Below are 17,684 nucleotides of genomic sequence, written 5' to 3'. Positions count from 1 at the left end.
TCTCCCCGCCGGGGAGAGGGCGGGGTGAGGGGCCAATCTTGCGGAGGCGTTGGCAAGAGCCACGACACTTCGCTGTTGGTCCTCGGCGAGCACCCGCCCCTCACCTCAATCCTCTCCCCGAAGGGGAGAGGAGGCGAACGCAAAGGGCTTTACTCATGGACCACTCCCACCTCGCCGCCAACTGGGCCGACATCCGCCGTCGCGTGGACGAGGCCTGCCGAGCCGCCGGGCGCGATCCGGCCGACGTCGCCATCCTGCCGGTCAGCAAGACCTTCGGCCCCGAGGTGGTGCGTGCAGCGGTGGCACTGGGTCTGCATCGGTTCGGCGAGAACAAGGTGCAGGAGATCCGCGACAAGTCCGGTCCGCTGGCCGACTGCGGCATTGATTGGGTGATGATTGGCCACTTGCAGACCAACAAGGCCAAGGACGTGGCGCGACTGGCCAGCGAGGTGCAATCGCTGGATCGCCCCGAGTTGGCCGAGGCGCTGCACCGACGCCTGCAGATCGAAGGACGCAGCCTCGACGTGCTGGTGCAGGTGAAGACCTCCCGGGAGGAATCGAAGTACGGCCTGCCGCCCGCCGAGTTGCCTGCCTTCCTCGACCGCCTGCGCCAGTACGCCACCTTGCGCGTGCGCGGCCTGATGACCCTGGCGATCCACACCGACGACCCGGCCGAGGTGCGCGCCTGCTTCCGCGAGCTGCGCGAGCTGCGCGACGCCGCCATCGCCCGCGGCCACGACATCCCGCGCCTGTCGATGGGCATGAGCGGCGACTTCCCGCTGGCGATCGCCGAGGGCGCCACCGAGGTGCGCATCGGTACCGCGATCTTCGGGCGCCGTCCCACTTCAGACAGCTTTTACTGGCCTGAAACCGGGCAGTGAGCCGGCCAATTCCGGGGCGCCGACACAAGTCTCGGAAAAGCCTGATGTTTTTCGAAGTGTGACCGGTGTATCGGCGATTGCGAACGACGGGGTTTAGTTAACCTCGATCCAACAAACCCCTCCATGCATCTTGGTATGGTCGGTCCTTCGTCACGTCGCCTGCACGCCAGGCGGCACCTCCGAGAACCATCGTCAGGGGTCACCGCCTCATGCCAATCCAGCGACTGACCGGTGTTGCCGCGCTCGTTTCGATGCTGCTGCTGGCGACTCCTTCGCACGCCGTGACCCACCAGGCCCAGAAGAAGCACGTTCAGCACCATGCCGCGGCACACCACGCCCAGTCGCGCCACGCCCGGTCCAGCCACCCGCAGTCCCATGCCGTCGCCAGCGCTTCCGCCGACAGCCATTACTCGCTGGTCACCGGTGGCATCCTCGCTTCCCCGCTGGCGCTGAACCCGCTGCCCACCCTCAGCCCGATGCCCACGCTGGCTTCGTCCCGCGTGCCGGGTTTCGGTACGGGCACGGCGCCGGTCTTTGGCGTCGAACACAGCCTGCTTGCCCCGGTGGCGGCGGCTCCCGCCGTGGCAGAGGCTGCCAGTTCGGCTGCCGGCCAGATCGACAGTGACATCGACACGGTCACCGACCTGCGCAAGGCGTTGATCGGGCTGGCGATGAACCTGCGCGACGTGCGCTACGTGCGTGGCGGCCACAGCCCGACCACCGGCTTCGATTGCAGCGGCTTCGTGCGCTATGTGTTCGCCCATGCGATCGGCGTGCAGTTGCCCAGCAATTCCGCCGCGCAGTTCCTCGCCGGGCTGAAGGTGAAGCGCGCCGACATGAAGCCGGGTGACTTGGTGTTCTTCCACACCAGCGGCCGCCACCACCGCATCACCCACGTGGGTATCTACATCTCCAACGGCCGCTTCATCCACGCGCCCACCTACGGGAAGACGGTGCAGATCTCCAGCCTCGACGAGGCCTACTGGGCCAAGCGCTTCGTGGGCGCCAAGCGTCCCGAAGGCATGCTGGCGCTGGCGGGGCACAACGGCTGAGCCGGCATCGCTGAGAGGTCATCCGAAAGCCGCCGCAAGGCGGCTTTTTCATGTGCTTCCTTCCCCCTATGCGACAGCGGAAAGCATTGTCGAAGTCGATACCTTCGCCGCGGCCGCGGTTCCTTGTCTCGTGCGACGGGGGAGGGAAGCATTTGCTGGTACCGGTTGTGCGGCTAACCCCGCGGCTGCCATGCCTGGCCCCATCCGTCCTTCGAGCACCTTCCGCGCTCCTCAAAGCTGGCGCCATCCCTGGCGCCTCCCCGCGTGCCCCGGTCTGACGGGGGAAGGAAGGGTTCGCCAGTGCCGGTTGTGCGGCTGATCCTGCGGTCTCCGTTTCCGTGCACGACTTTCCGGGCGGAAAACGCAAGCCTTCCTTCCTCCGCCTGCGGGGGAAGGTGCCCGCAGGGTGGATGGGGGCTCCCAACACCAGCATGGTGAAATCCCGTGGTGCTGGTTACGCTTGCCGCTCGTTTTCCGGAAATCATCCGATGCCGAACCTCCCCCCGGTCACCCGTTACCTGCTGATCGCCAACGTACTGGTGTTCGCGCTGCAATTGTTCCTGCTCGACGCGAACACGCTGGCGCTGAGCCAGCATTTCGCGTTGTGGCCGTTGGGGCCGGACCAGCTCGGCCAGGTGGCGGGCGGGGCGGTTATCAACGTGGGTTTCCGCCCGTGGCAGCTGGTCACCTATGCGTTCATGCACGGCGGTTTCGAGCACATCCTGTTCAACATGTTCGCGCTGTACATGTTCGGCGGGGTGATCGAGAACACCTTCGGCGCGCGCAACTACACGATCTACTACTTCGTCTGCGCGATCGTGGCGGCAGTGGCGCAACTGCTGGTGATGAAGTATTTCCCCAACGGTTTCTACCCCACCATCGGCGCCTCGGGCGCGATCTTCGGCCTGCTGCTGGCGTTCGGCATGCTGTATCCGAAGGAGAAGATGTTCCTGATCTTCCTGCCGATCCCGATGCCGGCGTGGTTGTTCGTGATCGGCTACGCGGTGGTGGAACTGGTGCTGGGCGTCACCGGCACCCAGGCCGGCGTCGCGCACTTTGCGCATCTGGGAGGCATGGTCGGCGGCTATGTCATGATCCAGTACTGGCGCGGCAAGCTGCCGTTGAAACCCAAGCGCCAGCTGCTGCGCTGAATCCCTCCCATTTGGTAAACGCATGAACCAGGACCTGCAGCGCCGCCTCACGCCGCGCCACATCACCTTCATGGCGCTGGGCATGTGCATCGGCGCCGGGCTGTTCCTCGGCTCGGGCAGCACGATCAAGCTGGCCGGCCCCGCGGTGCTGTTCGCTTACCTGATCTGCGGCGCGATGATCTTCATCATCATGCGCGCGCTGGGCGAGATGGCCGCGCACGAGCCCATCGCCGGCTCCTTCAGTACCTATGCGCACAAGTATCTCGGGCCGTTCGCCGGCTACCTCACCGGCTGGAACTACTGGATCCTGATGATGGGGGTGGGCATCGTCGAGAGCACGGCGGTGGGCATCTACATGAAGGCGTGGTTCCCCGACTCGCCGCAGTGGATCTGGGCCTTCGCCAGCGTGGCGATGATCGGTGGCCTGAACCTGCTGGCGGTGAAAGTGTATGGCGAGCTGGAGTTCTGGTTCTCGCTGATCAAGGTGCTCACCGTGGTGGCGATGATCGCCGGCGGCTTCGCGATGATCTGGCTGGGCTGGGGCAATGGCGGCACCCCGACCGGCCTGTCCAACCTGTGGACGCACGGCGGCTGGTTCCCGCACGGCGTCACCGGCATGGTGCTGGCGCTGCCGGTGCTGGTGTTCTCGTTCGGCGGCATCGAGACCATCGGCATGGCGGCGGCCGAGGCCGCGCAGCCGGAGCGCACGATCCCGCGCGCGGTGAACTCGGTGATCTGGCGCATCCTGATCTTCTACATCGGCTCGCTGTTCGTGATCATGGCGATCTACCCGTGGAACCAGTTGGACGCGAACAGCAGCCCGTTCGTCACCACGTTCGCGCGGCTGGGCATCCCCAGTGCGGCGGGGCTGATCAATTTCGTGGTGATCACCGCGGCGCTGTCCAGCTTCAACTCCACCACCTTCAGCGGCAGCCGCATGCTGCACAGCCTCGCCGGCAAGGGCCAGGCGCCGGCGGCGATGGGCCGCACCAGTACGCATGGCGTGCCGGTGCGTGGCGTGCTGGTGACGATGGCGTTCCTGCTGTTCGGCGTGCTGATGAACTACCTGGTGCCGGGGCGCATCTTCGGGATGATGATGTCCATCCTCGCGTTCAACACGGTGTGGACCTGGGGCATGGTGCTGGTGGCGCACTGGAGTTTCCGCCGCAGGCAGACGCAGCCGCTGGCATTCCGCCTGCGCGCGTGGCCGCTGTCCAGCGTGGTGTGCCTGGCCTTCCTCGCGTTCGTGTGGGTGATGCTGGGCTACAGTCCCGACACCCGTGTGGCGCTCTACGTGGGCGTGGCGTGGATCGCGCTGCTGACCGTGGCCTATTACGCGTTCGGCATCGAGCGCCGCATGCGGCAGGCGGCCGCGTCGGGCACAGCCTGACCCAGGGATTGCCAAGGCTCAAGGTTCGTTTCCAAAAGCGCACGGCACACGCCGTGCGCTTTTGGTTTGCGTCGCTCCGGCGCGGCATGACCCAGGTGGCGCGATGGCCTATACTCCCCGGGGGTATCCAAGGCGAACGCCCATGCCGTACTCGACGCAGGAAAAGAAACAGGCGCTGGTGCGCGTGCGGCGCATCGGCGGCCAGCTGGACGCGCTGGCGCAGGCGCTGGAGCAGGAAGCCGACTGCGGCGCCGTGCTGCAGCAGATCGCGGCGATCCGCGGCGCGGTGAACGGGCTGATGGGCGAGGTGCTGGAGAGCCACCTGCGCGCCAGCTTCGCGCTGCGGCCGGCGGCCGCCGCCCGTGGCGCCGCGGCAGCGGAGGCGGCGGCGCTGGAACAGACCATCGCCTTGCTGCGCACCTACCTCAAATAGCCGGCCGTCGTGCCGGCCGAACCACCGATCCACGACACCAACGATCCACCGCAGGAGTACCGCCATGAAATCCCGTGCCGCCGTCGCGTTCGCCCCCGGGCAGCCGCTGCAGATCGTCGAGATCGACGTGGCGCCGCCGAAGCAGGGCGAGGTGCTGGTGAAGATCAGCCACACCGGCGTCTGCCACACCGATGCGTTCACGCTGTCCGGCGACGATCCGGAAGGCCTGTTCCCCTGCGTGCTGGGCCACGAGGGCGCGGGCGTGGTGGTCGAGGTGGGCGAGGGCGTCACCTCGGTGCAGCCGGGCGACCACGTGATCCCGCTGTACACCGCCGAGTGCGGCGAGTGCCTGTTCTGCAAGAGCGGCAAGACCAACCTGTGCACGGCCGTGCGCGCCACCCAAGGCAAGGGCGTGATGCCGGACGGCACCACGCGCTTCAGCTACAACGGCGAGCCCATCCATCACTACATGGGCTGCTCCACCTTCAGCGAATATACCGTCGTCGCGGAAGTGTCGCTGGCGAAGATCGACCCGCAGGCCGACCACGAGCAGGTCTGCCTGCTCGGCTGCGGCGTCACCACCGGCATCGGCGCGGTGCACAACACCGCCAAGGTGCAGCCGGGCGACAGCGTGGCGGTGTTCGGCCTCGGCGGCATCGGCCTGGCGGTGGTGCAGGGCGCGCGGCAGGCGAAGGCCGGCCGCATCATCGTGATCGACACCAACCCGGCCAAGTTCGAGCTGGCGCGTTCGATGGGTGCCACCGACTGCGTCAATCCGAAGGACCACGACCAGCCGGTCCAGCAGGTGATCGTGGAAATGACTGGCTGGGGCGTGGACCACAGCTTCGAGTGCATCGGCAACGTCAACGTGATGCGCGCGGCGCTGGAATGCGCGCACCGCGGCTGGGGCCAGTCGGTGATCATCGGCGTGGCCGGCGCGGGCCAGGAGATTTCCACCCGCCCGTTCCAACTGGTCACCGGGCGCAAGTGGATGGGCACCGCGTTCGGCGGCGTGAAGGGTCGCAGCCAGCTGCCCGGCATGGTCGAGGAGGCGATGAAGGGCGAGATCGAACTGGCACCGTTCGTCACCCATACCATGGGACTGGAGCAGATCAACGAAGCCTTCGAACTGATGCACGAGGGCAAGTCGATCCGCTCGGTGATCCACTACTGAGGCCCGCGATGGAACGCATCGAACACCGCGCCTGCTTTGGCGGCTGGCAGGACGTGTACCGGCACGACTCGGTCGTGCTGGGTTGCGCGATGAACTTCGCCGTCTACCTGCCGCCGCAGGCAGAGCAGGAGCGACTGCCGGTGCTGTACTGGTTGTCGGGGCTCACCTGCACCGAACAGAACTTCATCGCCAAGGCCGGTGCGCAACGCTACGCCGCCGAGCACGGCGTGATCGTGGTGGCGCCGGACACCAGCCCGCGCGGCGCGGGCGTGGCGGACGACCCGGCGTACGACCTGGGCCAGGGTGCGGGCTTCTACCTCAACGCCACCGAGCAACCCTGGGCCGCGCATTACCGCATGCACGACTATGTGGTCGACGAGTTGCCCGCGCTGGTCGAGGCGGCGCTCCCGGCCAATAGCGTGCGCGGCATCAGCGGGCATTCGATGGGCGGCCACGGCGCGCTGACGATTGCGCTGCGCAATCCCGGGCGTTACCGCAGCGTATCGGCGTTCGCGCCTATCGTTGCGCCGGCGCGGGTGCCCTGGGGCGAACGGGCGTTCACCGCCTACCTCGGGCCGGATCGCGCGGACTGGGCGCGTTACGACACCACCGAACTGCTGCAGACGGCGAGCGAGCGCCTGCCGCTGCTGGTGGACCAGGGCGGGGCCGACGAATTCCTCGGCACGCAGCTCAGGCCGGAACTGCTGCGCGAGGCCTGCGCGAAGGCGAACCATCCGCTGACCTTGCGCCTGCATCCGGGCTATGACCACAGCTACTACTTCGTGGCCAGCTTCATCGGCGAGCACATCGCCTGGCATGCCAAGGCACTGAAGGGCTGATGCCCGGAAAGCACCCCACCCTAGCCCTCCCCTGCGAGCAGGGAGGGAGGACAGCTCCTCTGCCTGCAGGGGAGGTTTCAGCAGCGACGGGTTTCCCCTCCCCCTGCTGCAGGGGGAGGTTGGGAGGGGGTGGCTCTCAGCGCAAGGCGAGGAAATCCGCGCTGACCACGAAGCGCACCGCATCCAGCCGCAGCCGCGACTGCGGCAGGGCGGTGAGCAAGGCGTCGCGTTCGGCCGCCACGCTGGCGATTTCCGCGGCGCTGATCGAGGGGTTCACCGCGCGCAGCGCCGTGAGGCGCGACAGCTCGGCGTCCAGCGCGGCGCCGGCCTCGGCCATCGCGGCGGCTATCATCGCCTGCGCGCGGGCGCCGGCTGCCAGCTCGGCCTTCTCCAGCATTGGCGGCACCAGCTTGGCGAGGAACTTGCGGTAGCGCGGCACCTCGATGTTGCGGTCGGCGGCCTTGCGCAGCGCCGCTTCGCTGGGCTGGAAGTCCGCGCGCTCGGCGAGCCGGGTGTCGATCGTGACGGCGATTGGCAGCGCGGGCAGGAAACGTTCCGCGTCGAGCTTGCGGTCGGCCACGCACTCCAGCACGAACACCGCCTGCAGCAGCGCGTTGCGCGGCGGCAGCGCGTCGTCCACCATGAAGGCGGCATTGCCCTGTTCGCCGGAGAGCGCGAGGTCGAGCGCGCCGGCGATCATCGGGTGGTCGAGCCGCAGCAGCGGCAGCTCCTCGCGCGCCAGTGCCACGGCGCGGCTGAAGGTGGCCGACTGCGGCCCTTCGGCGAAGCCGGGCAGGGCGTCGGTGGAGAGGTATTGCGGGTCGAGCAGCAGCACCTTGCCGCCCAGTTCCTCGGCGTGGATGCCGTAGGCCTCCAGCAGGCGCTGCAGGTAGGCGTCGCGGGCCGGGTCCTCGTCCTCGCGGCGGAAAGCCTGGGCCAGGGCCTCGGCGTGCGGGTCGCGGCTGGCGGCCAGTTCCAGCAGGTGGTCGCGGCCCGCGCGGATCAGTTCGGCCATCTGCTCGTGGGCGGCGCGTGTCTCGACCAGCAGCGCGTCCAACTCCTGGTCACGGCCGTCGTCGCCGCGCGCATGCTGGTCGGCCAACTGCGCCAGCGTGTCGCCGTAGCGGCGCAGCAGCTCGCGGCCGTCGGCCGGGCTCTGCCGGAACGCGTCCACGCCCTCGTCGTACCAGCGCGCCAGCACGTGCTGCGCGCTGTCGGCCACGGCGAGGATGTGGATGGCGATGTCGTGGGTCTGGCCGATACGGTCGAGGCGGCCGATGCGCTGTTCCAGCAGGTCGGGGTCCAGCGGCAGGTCCCACAGCACCAGCCGGTGCGCGAACTGGAAGTTGCGCCCTTCCGAGCCGATCTCCGAGCACAGCAGGAGGCGCGCGCCGTCCGGCTGGGCGAAGTAGGCCGCGTTGCGGTCGCGCTGCACGATGCCGAGGCCCTCGTGGAAGCGCGCGATGCCGGCGCCGCTGCGCGTGCGCAGCGCTTCCTCCAGCGCCAGCACCTTGGCCTGGCTGCGGCAGATCAGCAGGAACTTGTCCTGCGGATGCGCATCGAGCAGTTCCACCAAGGCATTCAGGCGCGGGTCGTTCGCGTAGTCCAGTTCCAGCACCGGCGGCGGCTGCTGGATGTCGGCGTGGAACTCGGCCAGCAGTGACTGGCGCGTGGCCTCGTCGAGGCCGGCGGCGTCCAGCACCTGCCACTGCGGCATGCGCTTGGGAAAGCCGCCGATGCCGGCGCGGCGGTTGCGGAACATCGCGCGGCCGGTGCCGTGGCGGTCGATCAGCGCGGCGAGGATCTCGCGCGCGTGCTCGGGCCTGGTGGTGTCGGCGAGCCGCGCTTCCAGTGCCGCGTCGCCGGCGAAGGCCTTGCGCAGCGTGGCGAGTTGGGCCTCGTCCAGCGGCTCGCCGTCCAGCAGCTTGTCGGCGATGTGCGACAGTGGTTCGAAGCGCCCGGCCTCGGCCAGGTAGGCGTCCAGGTCCTGGTAGCGCTGCGGGTCGAGCAGGCGCAGGCGGGCGAAGTGCCCGCTGCGGCCCAGCTGTTCCGGCGTGGCGGTGAGCAGGATCACGCCCGGCGTCTTCGCGGCCAGCCGCTCCACCAGCGTGTAGCGGGGGCTCGCGGCCTCGGGCGTCCAGGCGAGATGGTGCGCCTCGTCCACCACCAGCAGATCCCAGGGCGCATCGAGCAATTGCTGCGCACGCTTCGGGTTCGCTTCGAGGAAGGCGAAATCCGCGATCACCAGCTGCTCGTCCTCGAACGGATTGCCCGTGTTCGCACCGGGATCTTCGTCCGACGGCGTCAGCGCCTCGCAGCGCTCTTCGTCGTAGATCGCGAAGCTGAGGTTGAAGCGGCGCAGCAGCTCCACGAACCACTGGTAGACCAGGGTGTCGGGCAGCAGCAGCAGCACGCGCGAAGCACGGCCGGTGGCGAGCTGGCGCGCGAGGATCATGCCGGCTTCGATGGTTTTTCCCAAGCCCACCTCGTCGGCCAGCAGAACGCGCGGCGGCCGGCGCGCGGCGGCGATGCCGGCCACGCGCAGCTGGTGCGGCACCAGGCCCACGCGGGCGGCACCCAGGCCCCACATCGGCGAGCGGCGCGCCTCGGCGCGGCGACGCAGGCCTTCCACGCGCAGCTCGAACTGGCTCACCGGGTCGGTGCGCCCGCCGATCAGGCGGTCGTCGGCCTGGCTCACGCTCTGCTCGTCGTCGAGCTGGCCCTCGTGCAGCTCGCGGCCCTCGCCACGGTAGATCAGCAGCTCCTCCTTGATCTCCACCCGCTCGACCAGGAACGCAATGCCCTTGCCGGCCACCCGCTGGCCGGCGCGGAACTCCGCACGCACCAGCGGCGCGGAATCGGCGGCGTAAGGCCGCAGCACGCCGGCCTTGGCGAACAGCACCTGCACGCCGCGTCCTTCGACGCGCAGCACGGTGCCGAGGCCGAGCTCGGGCTCGGCGGTGGAGATCCAGCGTTGACCAGGTACGAACATTGTGCAGCCGCTTGGGTTCAAGGGCCGCCAATTATCCGCGTTGCGGGCGTCAAAGCCCAGCGAAGCCGGATGGGTACGCATGCCGATCCATTGCCTTGTCGCGTGGCGGCCGGAAGCCATGGAGATATGTGAGCGGGTTCGCGCAGGGTTTTGCGTTTGCGCCGTTCATCGGCCAAATCCGTCCATTGATCGACCGGCCTCTGGCGACGGCAGCAGCGGCGAGTAGATTCCGCAATCGCAACAACAGGGGAAGTCCATGCGCGTTCGGTCGCAATCGCGGAGTGTTCCGGTCATCGTCGTGCCACACCGCGCACGAGGATTCACTCTCGTCGAGCTGATGATCACGGTCGCCGTGGCGGCGGTCCTGCTGATGATCGCCGTGCCGAGCTTCAACAACATCATCAACTCCAACCGGCTCACCACGGCGGCCAACGAGATCGTCGGCGCATTGAGTGTCGCGCGCATGGAGGCGATCAAGGGCAATGCCGGCACGCAGTTCTGCAGCGATCTGGCCGCCAACAACAATACTGACCCTCTGGGCTCTGCCTGCGGCACGTTGGGTGGGCCTGGCGCAGTCGTCGCGCTGACCAACGGCACGCCGGCCACCGCTCTGGTCCGCCACGGCGTCGCGGGACTGGTTTCGCCGGTGCAGTTGAGCGGGAACATCACCGCGATCCGCTTCACCGGCCAGGGCCTCGGCTATCAGGCCACCGCGTCGAGCTCGAGTCTTTATTCCAACACGGTGGCCACCGTCTGCACCACGGCGCTTTCCAGCAATAACGTCATCGTCATCAGCATGACCACCGGATCGATTGTTTCCGCTGCGGCGCCCACCACGGGGACCTGCCCATGACCAGCCACCACTGTGCGGGTTCGCCCGGCCGGCGCCATCGCTATTTGTATGCCAGGCAGCAGGGCGGCGTCGGCCTGATCGAGGTGCTGATCGCCGTGCTGGTGCTGTCGGTCGGCTTCCTCGGCATCGCCGCGCTGCAGGCGCATTCGCTGTCCATCAACAACGGCGCGATGTCGCGCAGCATGGCTACGGTGGCCAGTTATTCCATCCTTGATGCGATGCGTGCCGATATCGCCTCGGCCGAGGGCACTGCCTACAACCAAACGGTGAAGGCCAACGCCTGTCCGGCGGCCTCGACCTCGTTGGCCAGCGTCCAGCTCAACTTGTGGTGCAGCCAGCTCGCCAGCACGCTTGGCGCTGCCGCGAGCACCACCGGCACGATCACTTGCGGCAACACGGGCGTTTGCACCATCGCCATCACCTTCGACGACAGCAAGTCCGGTACCGCGGGAACCGGCAGCAGCACCGGGCTGCAGACCATCACCACCAGGGCCATGCTATGAATGGACAGGCAACGATGGGCCATGGCCTGCGGCGCCCCCGGCGGGTGCACGGCTTCACATTGATCGAGCTGATGGTCGCGATGCTGCTCGGCCTGATCGTGATCGGTGGCGTCACCAGCGTGTTCCTCGCCAACCAGCAGGTGTACCGCAGCAACCAGGCGCTGGGCGACGTGGAGGACGGTTCGCGCACGGCCTTCGACCTGATGGCGACCGATATCCGCCAGGCCGGGCTCACCGGTTGCGGAACCACCCGGAAGATCGCGAACGTGCTGAACAACGGCCCGTACGCGGGCGGGACCGTGGCGTGGTACGCCGACTGGAACAACTCGCTGCACGGCTACGGCCAGGCCCAGACCGATCCGGCGCTGTCGAGCCTCACCGGTGCGGGGCAGCGCGCGGCTTCCTCCGCGACGGCGGCGGATACCTCCGATTCGCTGGCGGTGATCGGCACCAATGCGTTGCCGGTATCCGTCAAGAGTGACGTCCAGCCGGGCGACACGATCCATCTCTCCGGCGCATCCGGCTTGTCGGCGGGCGACATCATCATGGTCTGCGATCCGAATCGCGCGGCTATCGTGCAGGTGACCAGCATCCCGGCGAGCGCGTCGAGCGTGGCCGACGTGGCGCACGACATTGGCACCGGCGGCATCTCGCCGGGCAATTGCTCCGATGGCCTGGGCTATCTCACCGCCTGCGACGGCGGCAACGGCAATGCCAATCCGTTTCCATTCAACTCGCAGGTGGCCACCCTTTCGGCGGTCGATTGGTACATCGGTCTCAATCCGGCGGCGGGCAGCGGGCGATCGCTGTACCGGGTGCGCCTGCAGAATGTCGGCGGCACCGCCAGCGCGGCCACGCCGGAGGAAATGGTGCGCAATGTCACCGGCATGCAGATCCGCTACCACGTGGCCAACGCCGCCAGCCTGGTCGCGGCCAGCGCGGTGGGCAACTGGAACAACGTGGATGCCGTGCAGGTCACGCTCTGGCTGCAGAGCGACAACCAGCGCGCCGGCACCAATGGCGCGCCGATCCAACGCTCCTATACCTTCGCCGCCACCGTGCGCAATCGGGTGAACTGACATGCAAGCGGTCATCGTTCTTGCTCCATATCGCCGACCCCGGGTGCCTCGGGGCCTGCCGGTCGCCAGCGGGCAGCGTGGCGTGGCGCTGGTGGTGGCCTTGATCCTGCTGGTGGTGATCACCCTGGTCGGCCTGGCGGCGGTCAGCGGCACGATCATGCAGCAGAAAATGAGCTCCAATTTCTACGACCGCGACGTGGCCTTCCAAGCCGCCGAAGCAGCGCTGCGCCAGGCCCAGGTGGCGATCGGCGCGGCAACGTCGGGCGCGGCGGCGCCGGCCGGCTTCTACGATTGCTCGCCACCGGCACCGAACGGCACGGGCGCGAACAACCCGTGCCAGACCAACCCGTTCAACGACAGCAACGTGACGGCTACGGCCACGAACATCGTTACCGTGTCGAACACTGACTACAGTGCAGGCGCGATGGCGGCAAGCCAGCCGCAATACATCGTGCAATACATGGGCAAGTTCGCGTTGCCGACGCCGCCCGTGCGGCAGCTTTCGGGCTGTTCCGGCTACCTGCCGTGCAGTCCCCCGGGCTTGGTGGATTTCTACCGCATCACCGCGCGCAGCGGCCCGGCCGACTCCAACGGGCGCGCCTCGGTGACCTTGCAGTCCGTCTACAGGAATTGAGCGTGCGCGAGCAAAGGGGAACACCCATGATGAAGCGATACGGCCGTTGCCTGTTCGCGCTGGCCGCCGTGCTGATGGCCGGCAGCGTTGGCGCCACCACCTACACCGACAACTTCCAGTACGGCACCACCAACCTGCCGTGGACGAACTTGGGCAACGCCTGTCTCACGTCGGCCACTCCTTCTCCTTCTCCGACAGCGACGTATACGACCATCCCGATATGCGGCAGCACCTTCCAGAACAGTGCCAGCTACACGATTCCGGCGAACGAGACGGTAGGCGGGCAAGGTGCGTTGCTGCTCACACCACCCAACAACAATCAGACTGGAGCGATCCTGTCGGCGTTCGCACCGTTTCCGCTGAGCCAGGGCATCCAGATCACCTTCACCACCTACACGTTTGGTGGCGACAGCGGCGGCACTGCCCGGAACGGTGCGGACGGCATCGTGTTCTTCCTCACAGATGGCACCCAGACGGCACCCACCACCACTGGCGCGGAAGGCGGCAGCATGGGTTACGGCTGCTCCAACGACAACGGCGTGTATGACGGCGTTGCCCATGGCTACCTGGGTCTGGGTATCGACGAATTCGGCAACTTCCTCAACAGTGGCGACAACGGCAGCGTCGGCATCTACAACTCGAACGACCCCAGCGGCACTACGGCCAACGGCACCAACTCGTACTACAACAGCAATAGCGAGACGATCGCGGCCGGCACCGGGCCGCAATACCAACCCGAGCGTATCGGCCTGCGTGGCGCGGGCAACACGAACTGGGCGTGGTTGCAGAGCAAGAATTCTTCCTACTATTCGGGCTCATCCAACGCCGGCAAAGTCCAGACCGCCTGCAAGACTGGACAGTATGTGTCCTCGGGCACGAACGGCTCCAAGCATCTGATGGCCATCCCTTACAACTACAACGCCATTCCCGGTGGTTATGCGGTGCTGCCCAACAGCGAGCCGATCGCGAACAATTCCAAGAGCGCCACGCGCAATCCTGCCGCCGGCACGACAGCCTGCGTGGGCAACAGCCCGGCTTGCACCATTGCGTGGCCGATCACCTACAAGTTGACGATTTCGGGCAGCGGTCTGCTGAACTTTTCCTACAGTTACAACAATGGTGCATTCCAGCCGGTGCTGGCCAATACCGACATCACCGCGAGCAATGGCCCGTTGCCGACATCGTTGCGCTTCGGCTTCTCGGCCGGTACTGGCGGCGACAACAACGTGCACGAGATCACCTGTTTCCAGGCTGCACCGCTGGCATCCAACAGCAGTGCGGCGGCCAATACGATCCAGTCGGGCCAGGTCAAGACCAGCACGCAGGTCTACCTGGCGTCCTACTCCACGGACAACTGGTGGGGGTCGCTGGTCGCCGATCCGGTGCAGACTTCCGCGTCCACGGGAACGCTCAGCGTGTCGACGGTGGCCAACTGGGACGCGAAATGCACGCTCACCGGTGGGCCCTGCGATTCGCTGGGTACGAACGCCAGCGGCACGCCGCTTCACAGTGTGACTGCTCAATCCTCCCGCGCCCTGCTGACCTGGAACGCCGGCGGCGTGCCGCTGGAATGGACGAACCTGAGCACGGCCCAGCAGACCACCCTCAACACGAATGCGGCGGGAACGGTCGACAGCGCCGGCCAGAATCGCCTGGGCTGGCTGCGCGGCGTGCGCACGAACGAGCAGTTGCAATCGCCGCCCGGGAACCTGCGTGCGCGTACCTATGTACTGGGCGACATCATCGATTCCAGCCCAACCTACGTCAGTGCGCCGTATGCCGGCGCCTATCCCGATGCCTTCGCTGACAACCTTTACACCAGCGCCACGATCCCCGAGAACGCCAGCGGGGCGACCCGCTACAGCGGCTTCGTCAGCACCTATGCGACACGCGAGAACATGGTCTACGTGGGCGGCAACGACGGCTTGATGCACGGTTTCGAGGCGGGTTCGTACAGTTCAACCGGCGTTTACGACACCTCGACGAACGACGGCAAGGAATTGATCGGCTACATGCCGGCCGACGTGCTGGCGAACAAGGCGGTGGAAATCACCAGCCCTACCTATTCGCACGACTACCTGGTGGATGCGACGCCGGCGGTAGGCGACCTGTTTTACAACAAGGCCTGGCACACCTGGCTGGTCGGTGGCGTCGGTACCAACGGCCAGGAGATCTATGCGCTGGACATCACCAATCCGGCCAACTTTTCCGAGACCAACGCCGGCAGCCTGGTGCAGGGCGACTGGGACATCTCGACCTTGCCCAACCTGGGCAACACGGTGGGTACCCCGATCATTGCCCGTATGCACAACGGACAGTGGGCGATCATCTTCGGCGACGGCAAGGGCGGTGCGGCTGGTGCAGGCATCTACATCGGCCTGGTGGACAAGACGTCGGGCGCGGTGACGTTCACCTGGTATGGCACCGGCCTGGCCAATGACGACATCGCCTACGTGAGTTCGGCCGACCTCGATGGCGACAGCATCGCGGATTACCTCTACGCGGGTGACACCCAGGGCAACGTCTGGCGCCTGGACGTGACCAGCAGCAGTGCGGCCAACTGGGGCTACTCGAAGTTCGGTCACGCGACGGCCACGCCGCTGTTCGTGGCCCAGGATGCCGCCAGCCCCGCCAACCTCCAGCCCATCACCACCTCCATCGTGGTGTCGTCGGTGCAGACCAAGGGCAACACGAATCGCGTGATGCTATTCTTCGGTACGGGCCAGAAGACGCCGGGTACCACGACCAGTGGCGACACCTACGACACCACGGGCACCCAGACCTTCTACGGCATCTGGGACTGGGACATGGGGAACTGGAACACCTTGGTGGGGAGTAGTTCCCAAGACCAGTACGCGGCCTTGACCGGCACCCAGTCGATCGCACGCAGCGGTCTCCTGCAGCAGCAGTTGGCATCAGCGGAAACGACGAACACCGCCGGGCCCGTGTACGGCTATCGCACGCTGGGAACGACCGCCGTGGTCTGCTGGCAAGGCAGCTCGGATTGCACCAGCGGCAACAACCAGTACGGCTGGTACTTCGACCTGCCTGACACCGACGAGCAGATCATCTACAACCCCGAGATGATCAGTGGCGCGGTGGTGGTGAGCACGGCCATCCCGCCGGTGATCTCGGCGATCCAGTGCAATGCTGGCACGCAGACGGGCTGGACGATGGCGTTCAACCCGGCCACCGGTGGCGGTCTGCCGCAGAGCTTCTTCCCGAACTCCAGCGGCAGCTTCAGCGCCGGCAGCGACGGTTCGACGACGAGCGGCATCGCACTCAATGCGGTCGGTACGCCGGCCACGCTGTCGTACGGCGGAAAGATCTACATGGTGACCCAGACCGTCAAGGGCAGCGCGGCCCTCAGCGTGGTGAACCCGCCCTCCAACGACACCCCGGCCCGCGTATCGTGGCGCGAAATCAGGAATTGAGCATGAGCACTCTCCAGCCCTCCACCCCGCGATGCGCCGATGCGCGCGGCTTCACCCTGCTCGAACTGATGATCGTGGTGGCGATCATCGCGATCCTCGCGGCGATCGCGATTCCCTCGTATTCGAACTATGTGGTCAAGACCAATCGGGCCGCGGCGGAGAGCTGCTTGTCCCAGGACGCCAGTTACATGGAGCGCTACTACACCACCAACCTGAACTACGCCAAGGATACGTCCGGGACCGCGAACACCTTGCCCGCGCTGGACTGCACCACTGCCGCGCAGACCGGCAACAACTACAGCTACGGTTTTGCGCCGGCCAGTCCGTCGTCCAGTGCGTACACGATTCAAGCCGTGCCGATCAATGCGCAGCTGACGCGCGATACCCAGTGCGGCACCTTGACCCTGGACCAGACTGGCGCGCGCACCAGTGCCGGCACCGGGACCTTGGCACAGTGCTGGGGTGGCTGAGCCTCAGCTCTCCGCCCACTGCCGCAACAGGTTGTGGTAGGTGCCGGTGAGCTGCAGCACGGCGCCGTGGTCGGCGCCGGTGGCGACGAGGCGCTGGATCGCGGCGTCCAGTTCGTACAGCAGGCGGCGGCGGCCGTCGTCGCGCACCAGGCTCTGCACCCAGAAGAACGCGGCCACGCGCGCGCCGCGCGTCACCGGCTGCACGCGGTGCAGGCTGCTGGCGGGATAGATGATGGCGTCGCCGGCGGGCAGCTTCACTTCGTGCTCGCCATAGGTGTCGCTGACGATCAGTTCGCCGCCGTCGTAGTCGTCCGGGTCGCTGAGGAACAACGTGCAGGAGATGTCGCTGCGCAGCTGCTCGCCGTTCGGCAGCGCCATCACCGAGCCGTCGACGTGCATGCCGTATTCGCCGCCGCCTTCGTAGCGGTTGAAGCGCGGCGGCAGCGTGCGCAGCGGCAGGGTGGCGGCGTGGTAGAGCGGGCTCTTCGCCAGCGCGGCGAGCACCACTTCGCCCAGTTGTCGGCGCAGCGGCGAGGCGTCGGGTAACTGCCGGTTGCGCTTCACCTGCGCACCCTGCGCGCCCACGGTTTCGCGGCCGTCGGTCCAGTCGGCGGCATCGAGCGCAGCGCGCAGTTGCTGCAGCTGTTCGTGGTCGAGGATGTCGGGGATGTGCAGAAGCATGGTGGTGTGCCTCGACGGGATGTCTTGATGATTGTCTCCTCCCCCTGCTTGCAGGGGGAGGTTGGGAGGGGGTGTTTTCAGAGTCTGCGAGGAAGTAGAGCACCCCACCCAACCCTCC

Annotated in this window: 15 protein-coding genes; 13 read left to right on the top strand and 2 right to left on the bottom strand. The window is 67.0% G+C overall.

The window, feature by feature from the left end:
* The first annotated feature begins 155 nt into the window (after positions 1–155).
* The 7 genes from B0E52_RS11300 (at position 156) to fghA (ending at position 6,920) form a co-directional block, all read left to right on the top strand.
* The gene (locus B0E52_RS11300) at positions 156–881 is read left to right on the top strand and encodes a YggS family pyridoxal phosphate-dependent enzyme (RefSeq protein ID WP_077483940.1); all 726 of its coding nucleotides are present in this window, start codon (positions 156–158) and stop codon (positions 879–881) included.
* 209 nt (positions 882–1,090) lie between these two features.
* Positions 1,091–1,933: a C40 family peptidase gene (locus B0E52_RS11295; RefSeq protein ID WP_254426777.1), complete on the top strand. Its 843-nt coding sequence runs from the start codon at positions 1,091–1,093 to the stop codon at positions 1,931–1,933.
* A gap of 488 nt (positions 1,934–2,421) precedes the next feature.
* Complete coding sequence (locus tag B0E52_RS11290; RefSeq protein WP_077483939.1) at positions 2,422–3,084, top strand: rhomboid family intramembrane serine protease; 663 nt, start codon at positions 2,422–2,424, stop codon at positions 3,082–3,084.
* Positions 3,085–3,106: 22 nt separating this feature from the next.
* Positions 3,107–4,474 carry an amino acid permease gene (locus tag B0E52_RS11285; protein ID WP_077483938.1) on the top strand — a complete coding sequence of 456 codons (1,368 nt, stop codon included), beginning with the start codon at positions 3,107–3,109 and terminating at the stop codon, positions 4,472–4,474.
* A 142-nt stretch (positions 4,475–4,616) separates the two neighbouring features.
* The gene (locus B0E52_RS11280; RefSeq protein WP_077483937.1) at positions 4,617–4,907 is read left to right on the top strand and encodes a metal-sensing transcriptional repressor; all 291 of its coding nucleotides are present in this window, start codon (positions 4,617–4,619) and stop codon (positions 4,905–4,907) included.
* 64 nt (positions 4,908–4,971) lie between these two features.
* Complete coding sequence (locus B0E52_RS11275) at positions 4,972–6,081, top strand: S-(hydroxymethyl)glutathione dehydrogenase/class III alcohol dehydrogenase (RefSeq protein WP_077483936.1); 1,110 nt, start codon at positions 4,972–4,974, stop codon at positions 6,079–6,081.
* Positions 6,082–6,089: 8 nt separating this feature from the next.
* Positions 6,090–6,920, top strand: coding sequence for an S-formylglutathione hydrolase (gene fghA / locus B0E52_RS11270; RefSeq protein WP_077483935.1), 831 nt, complete (start codon positions 6,090–6,092; stop codon positions 6,918–6,920).
* Positions 6,921–7,056: 136 nt separating this feature from the next.
* Here fghA and rapA read toward each other — a convergent pair whose 3' ends face one another.
* Positions 7,057–9,912 (bottom strand): RNA polymerase-associated protein RapA, encoded by a 2,856-nt coding sequence (gene rapA, locus B0E52_RS11265; RefSeq protein WP_077483934.1) that lies wholly within the window; start codon positions 9,910–9,912, stop codon positions 7,057–7,059.
* Between the two features lie 337 nt (positions 9,913–10,249).
* On the opposite strand from rapA, the gene B0E52_RS11260 reads away from it, so the two are divergent.
* From B0E52_RS11260 to B0E52_RS11235, 6 genes are read left to right on the top strand one after another with little or no spacing between them, the layout of a single operon-like run.
* Positions 10,250–10,765, top strand: a complete 516-nt coding sequence (locus tag B0E52_RS11260; RefSeq protein ID WP_254426776.1) for a GspH/FimT family pseudopilin — start codon at positions 10,250–10,252, stop codon at positions 10,763–10,765.
* Positions 10,762–11,268 (top strand): type IV pilus modification protein PilV, encoded by a 507-nt coding sequence (gene pilV / locus B0E52_RS11255; RefSeq protein ID WP_077483932.1) that lies wholly within the window; start codon positions 10,762–10,764, stop codon positions 11,266–11,268. Before B0E52_RS11260 ends, pilV begins: the two co-directional genes overlap by 4 nt.
* A complete protein-coding gene (locus B0E52_RS11250; RefSeq protein ID WP_077483931.1) occupies positions 11,265–12,347 on the top strand; it encodes a PilW family protein in 1,083 nt (360 codons plus the stop codon). Before pilV ends, B0E52_RS11250 begins: the two co-directional genes overlap by 4 nt.
* A 43-nt stretch (positions 12,348–12,390) precedes the next feature.
* Positions 12,391–12,981 carry a PilX N-terminal domain-containing pilus assembly protein gene (locus B0E52_RS11245; RefSeq protein ID WP_168174181.1) on the top strand — a complete coding sequence of 197 codons (591 nt, stop codon included), beginning with the start codon at positions 12,391–12,393 and terminating at the stop codon, positions 12,979–12,981.
* 26 nt (positions 12,982–13,007) lie between these two features.
* Complete coding sequence (locus B0E52_RS11240) at positions 13,008–16,415, top strand: PilC/PilY family type IV pilus protein (protein WP_077483929.1); 3,408 nt, start codon at positions 13,008–13,010, stop codon at positions 16,413–16,415.
* A gap of 2 nt (positions 16,416–16,417) precedes the next feature.
* A complete protein-coding gene (locus B0E52_RS11235) occupies positions 16,418–16,885 on the top strand; it encodes a type IV pilin protein (protein ID WP_077483928.1) in 468 nt (155 codons plus the stop codon).
* Between the two features lie 3 nt (positions 16,886–16,888).
* Here B0E52_RS11235 and B0E52_RS11230 read toward each other — a convergent pair whose 3' ends face one another.
* Positions 16,889–17,566 carry a Fe2+-dependent dioxygenase gene (locus B0E52_RS11230; RefSeq protein WP_077483927.1) on the bottom strand — a complete coding sequence of 226 codons (678 nt, stop codon included), beginning with the start codon at positions 17,564–17,566 and terminating at the stop codon, positions 16,889–16,891.
* Positions 17,567–17,684 lie beyond the last annotated feature (118 nt).

This window comes from Rhodanobacter sp. C06, from assembly GCF_002001105.1.
In the GTDB taxonomy this organism is placed as follows: domain Bacteria; phylum Pseudomonadota; class Gammaproteobacteria; order Xanthomonadales; family Rhodanobacteraceae; genus Rhodanobacter_A.
The sequence above is the reverse complement of the archived record's forward strand: the minus strand, read 5'-3'. Positions and strand labels throughout refer to the sequence as shown.

What these genes read in the sequence shown, in the direction of transcription:
- rapA (WP_077483934.1), bottom strand. Translation starts at nt 9,912, where the DNA reads ATGTTCGTACCTGGTCAACGCTGGATCTCCACCGCCGAGCCCGAGCTC.
- B0E52_RS11290 (WP_077483939.1), top strand. Translation starts at nt 2,422, where the DNA reads ATGCCGAACCTCCCCCCGGTCACCCGTTACCTGCTGATCGCCAACGTA.
- B0E52_RS11260 (WP_254426776.1), top strand. Translation starts at nt 10,250, where the DNA reads ATGATCACGGTCGCCGTGGCGGCGGTCCTGCTGATGATCGCCGTGCCG.
- B0E52_RS11280 (WP_077483937.1), top strand. Translation starts at nt 4,617, where the DNA reads ATGCCGTACTCGACGCAGGAAAAGAAACAGGCGCTGGTGCGCGTGCGG.
- B0E52_RS11250 (WP_077483931.1), top strand. Translation starts at nt 11,265, where the DNA reads ATGAATGGACAGGCAACGATGGGCCATGGCCTGCGGCGCCCCCGGCGG.
- B0E52_RS11300 (WP_077483940.1), top strand. Translation starts at nt 156, where the DNA reads ATGGACCACTCCCACCTCGCCGCCAACTGGGCCGACATCCGCCGTCGC.
- B0E52_RS11285 (WP_077483938.1), top strand. Translation starts at nt 3,107, where the DNA reads ATGAACCAGGACCTGCAGCGCCGCCTCACGCCGCGCCACATCACCTTC.
- B0E52_RS11275 (WP_077483936.1), top strand. Translation starts at nt 4,972, where the DNA reads ATGAAATCCCGTGCCGCCGTCGCGTTCGCCCCCGGGCAGCCGCTGCAG.
- B0E52_RS11295 (WP_254426777.1), top strand. Translation starts at nt 1,091, where the DNA reads ATGCCAATCCAGCGACTGACCGGTGTTGCCGCGCTCGTTTCGATGCTG.
- pilV (WP_077483932.1), top strand. Translation starts at nt 10,762, where the DNA reads ATGACCAGCCACCACTGTGCGGGTTCGCCCGGCCGGCGCCATCGCTAT.
- B0E52_RS11235 (WP_077483928.1), top strand. Translation starts at nt 16,418, where the DNA reads ATGAGCACTCTCCAGCCCTCCACCCCGCGATGCGCCGATGCGCGCGGC.
- B0E52_RS11230 (WP_077483927.1), bottom strand. Translation starts at nt 17,566, where the DNA reads ATGCTTCTGCACATCCCCGACATCCTCGACCACGAACAGCTGCAGCAA.
- fghA (WP_077483935.1), top strand. Translation starts at nt 6,090, where the DNA reads ATGGAACGCATCGAACACCGCGCCTGCTTTGGCGGCTGGCAGGACGTG.
- B0E52_RS11240 (WP_077483929.1), top strand. Translation starts at nt 13,008, where the DNA reads ATGATGAAGCGATACGGCCGTTGCCTGTTCGCGCTGGCCGCCGTGCTG.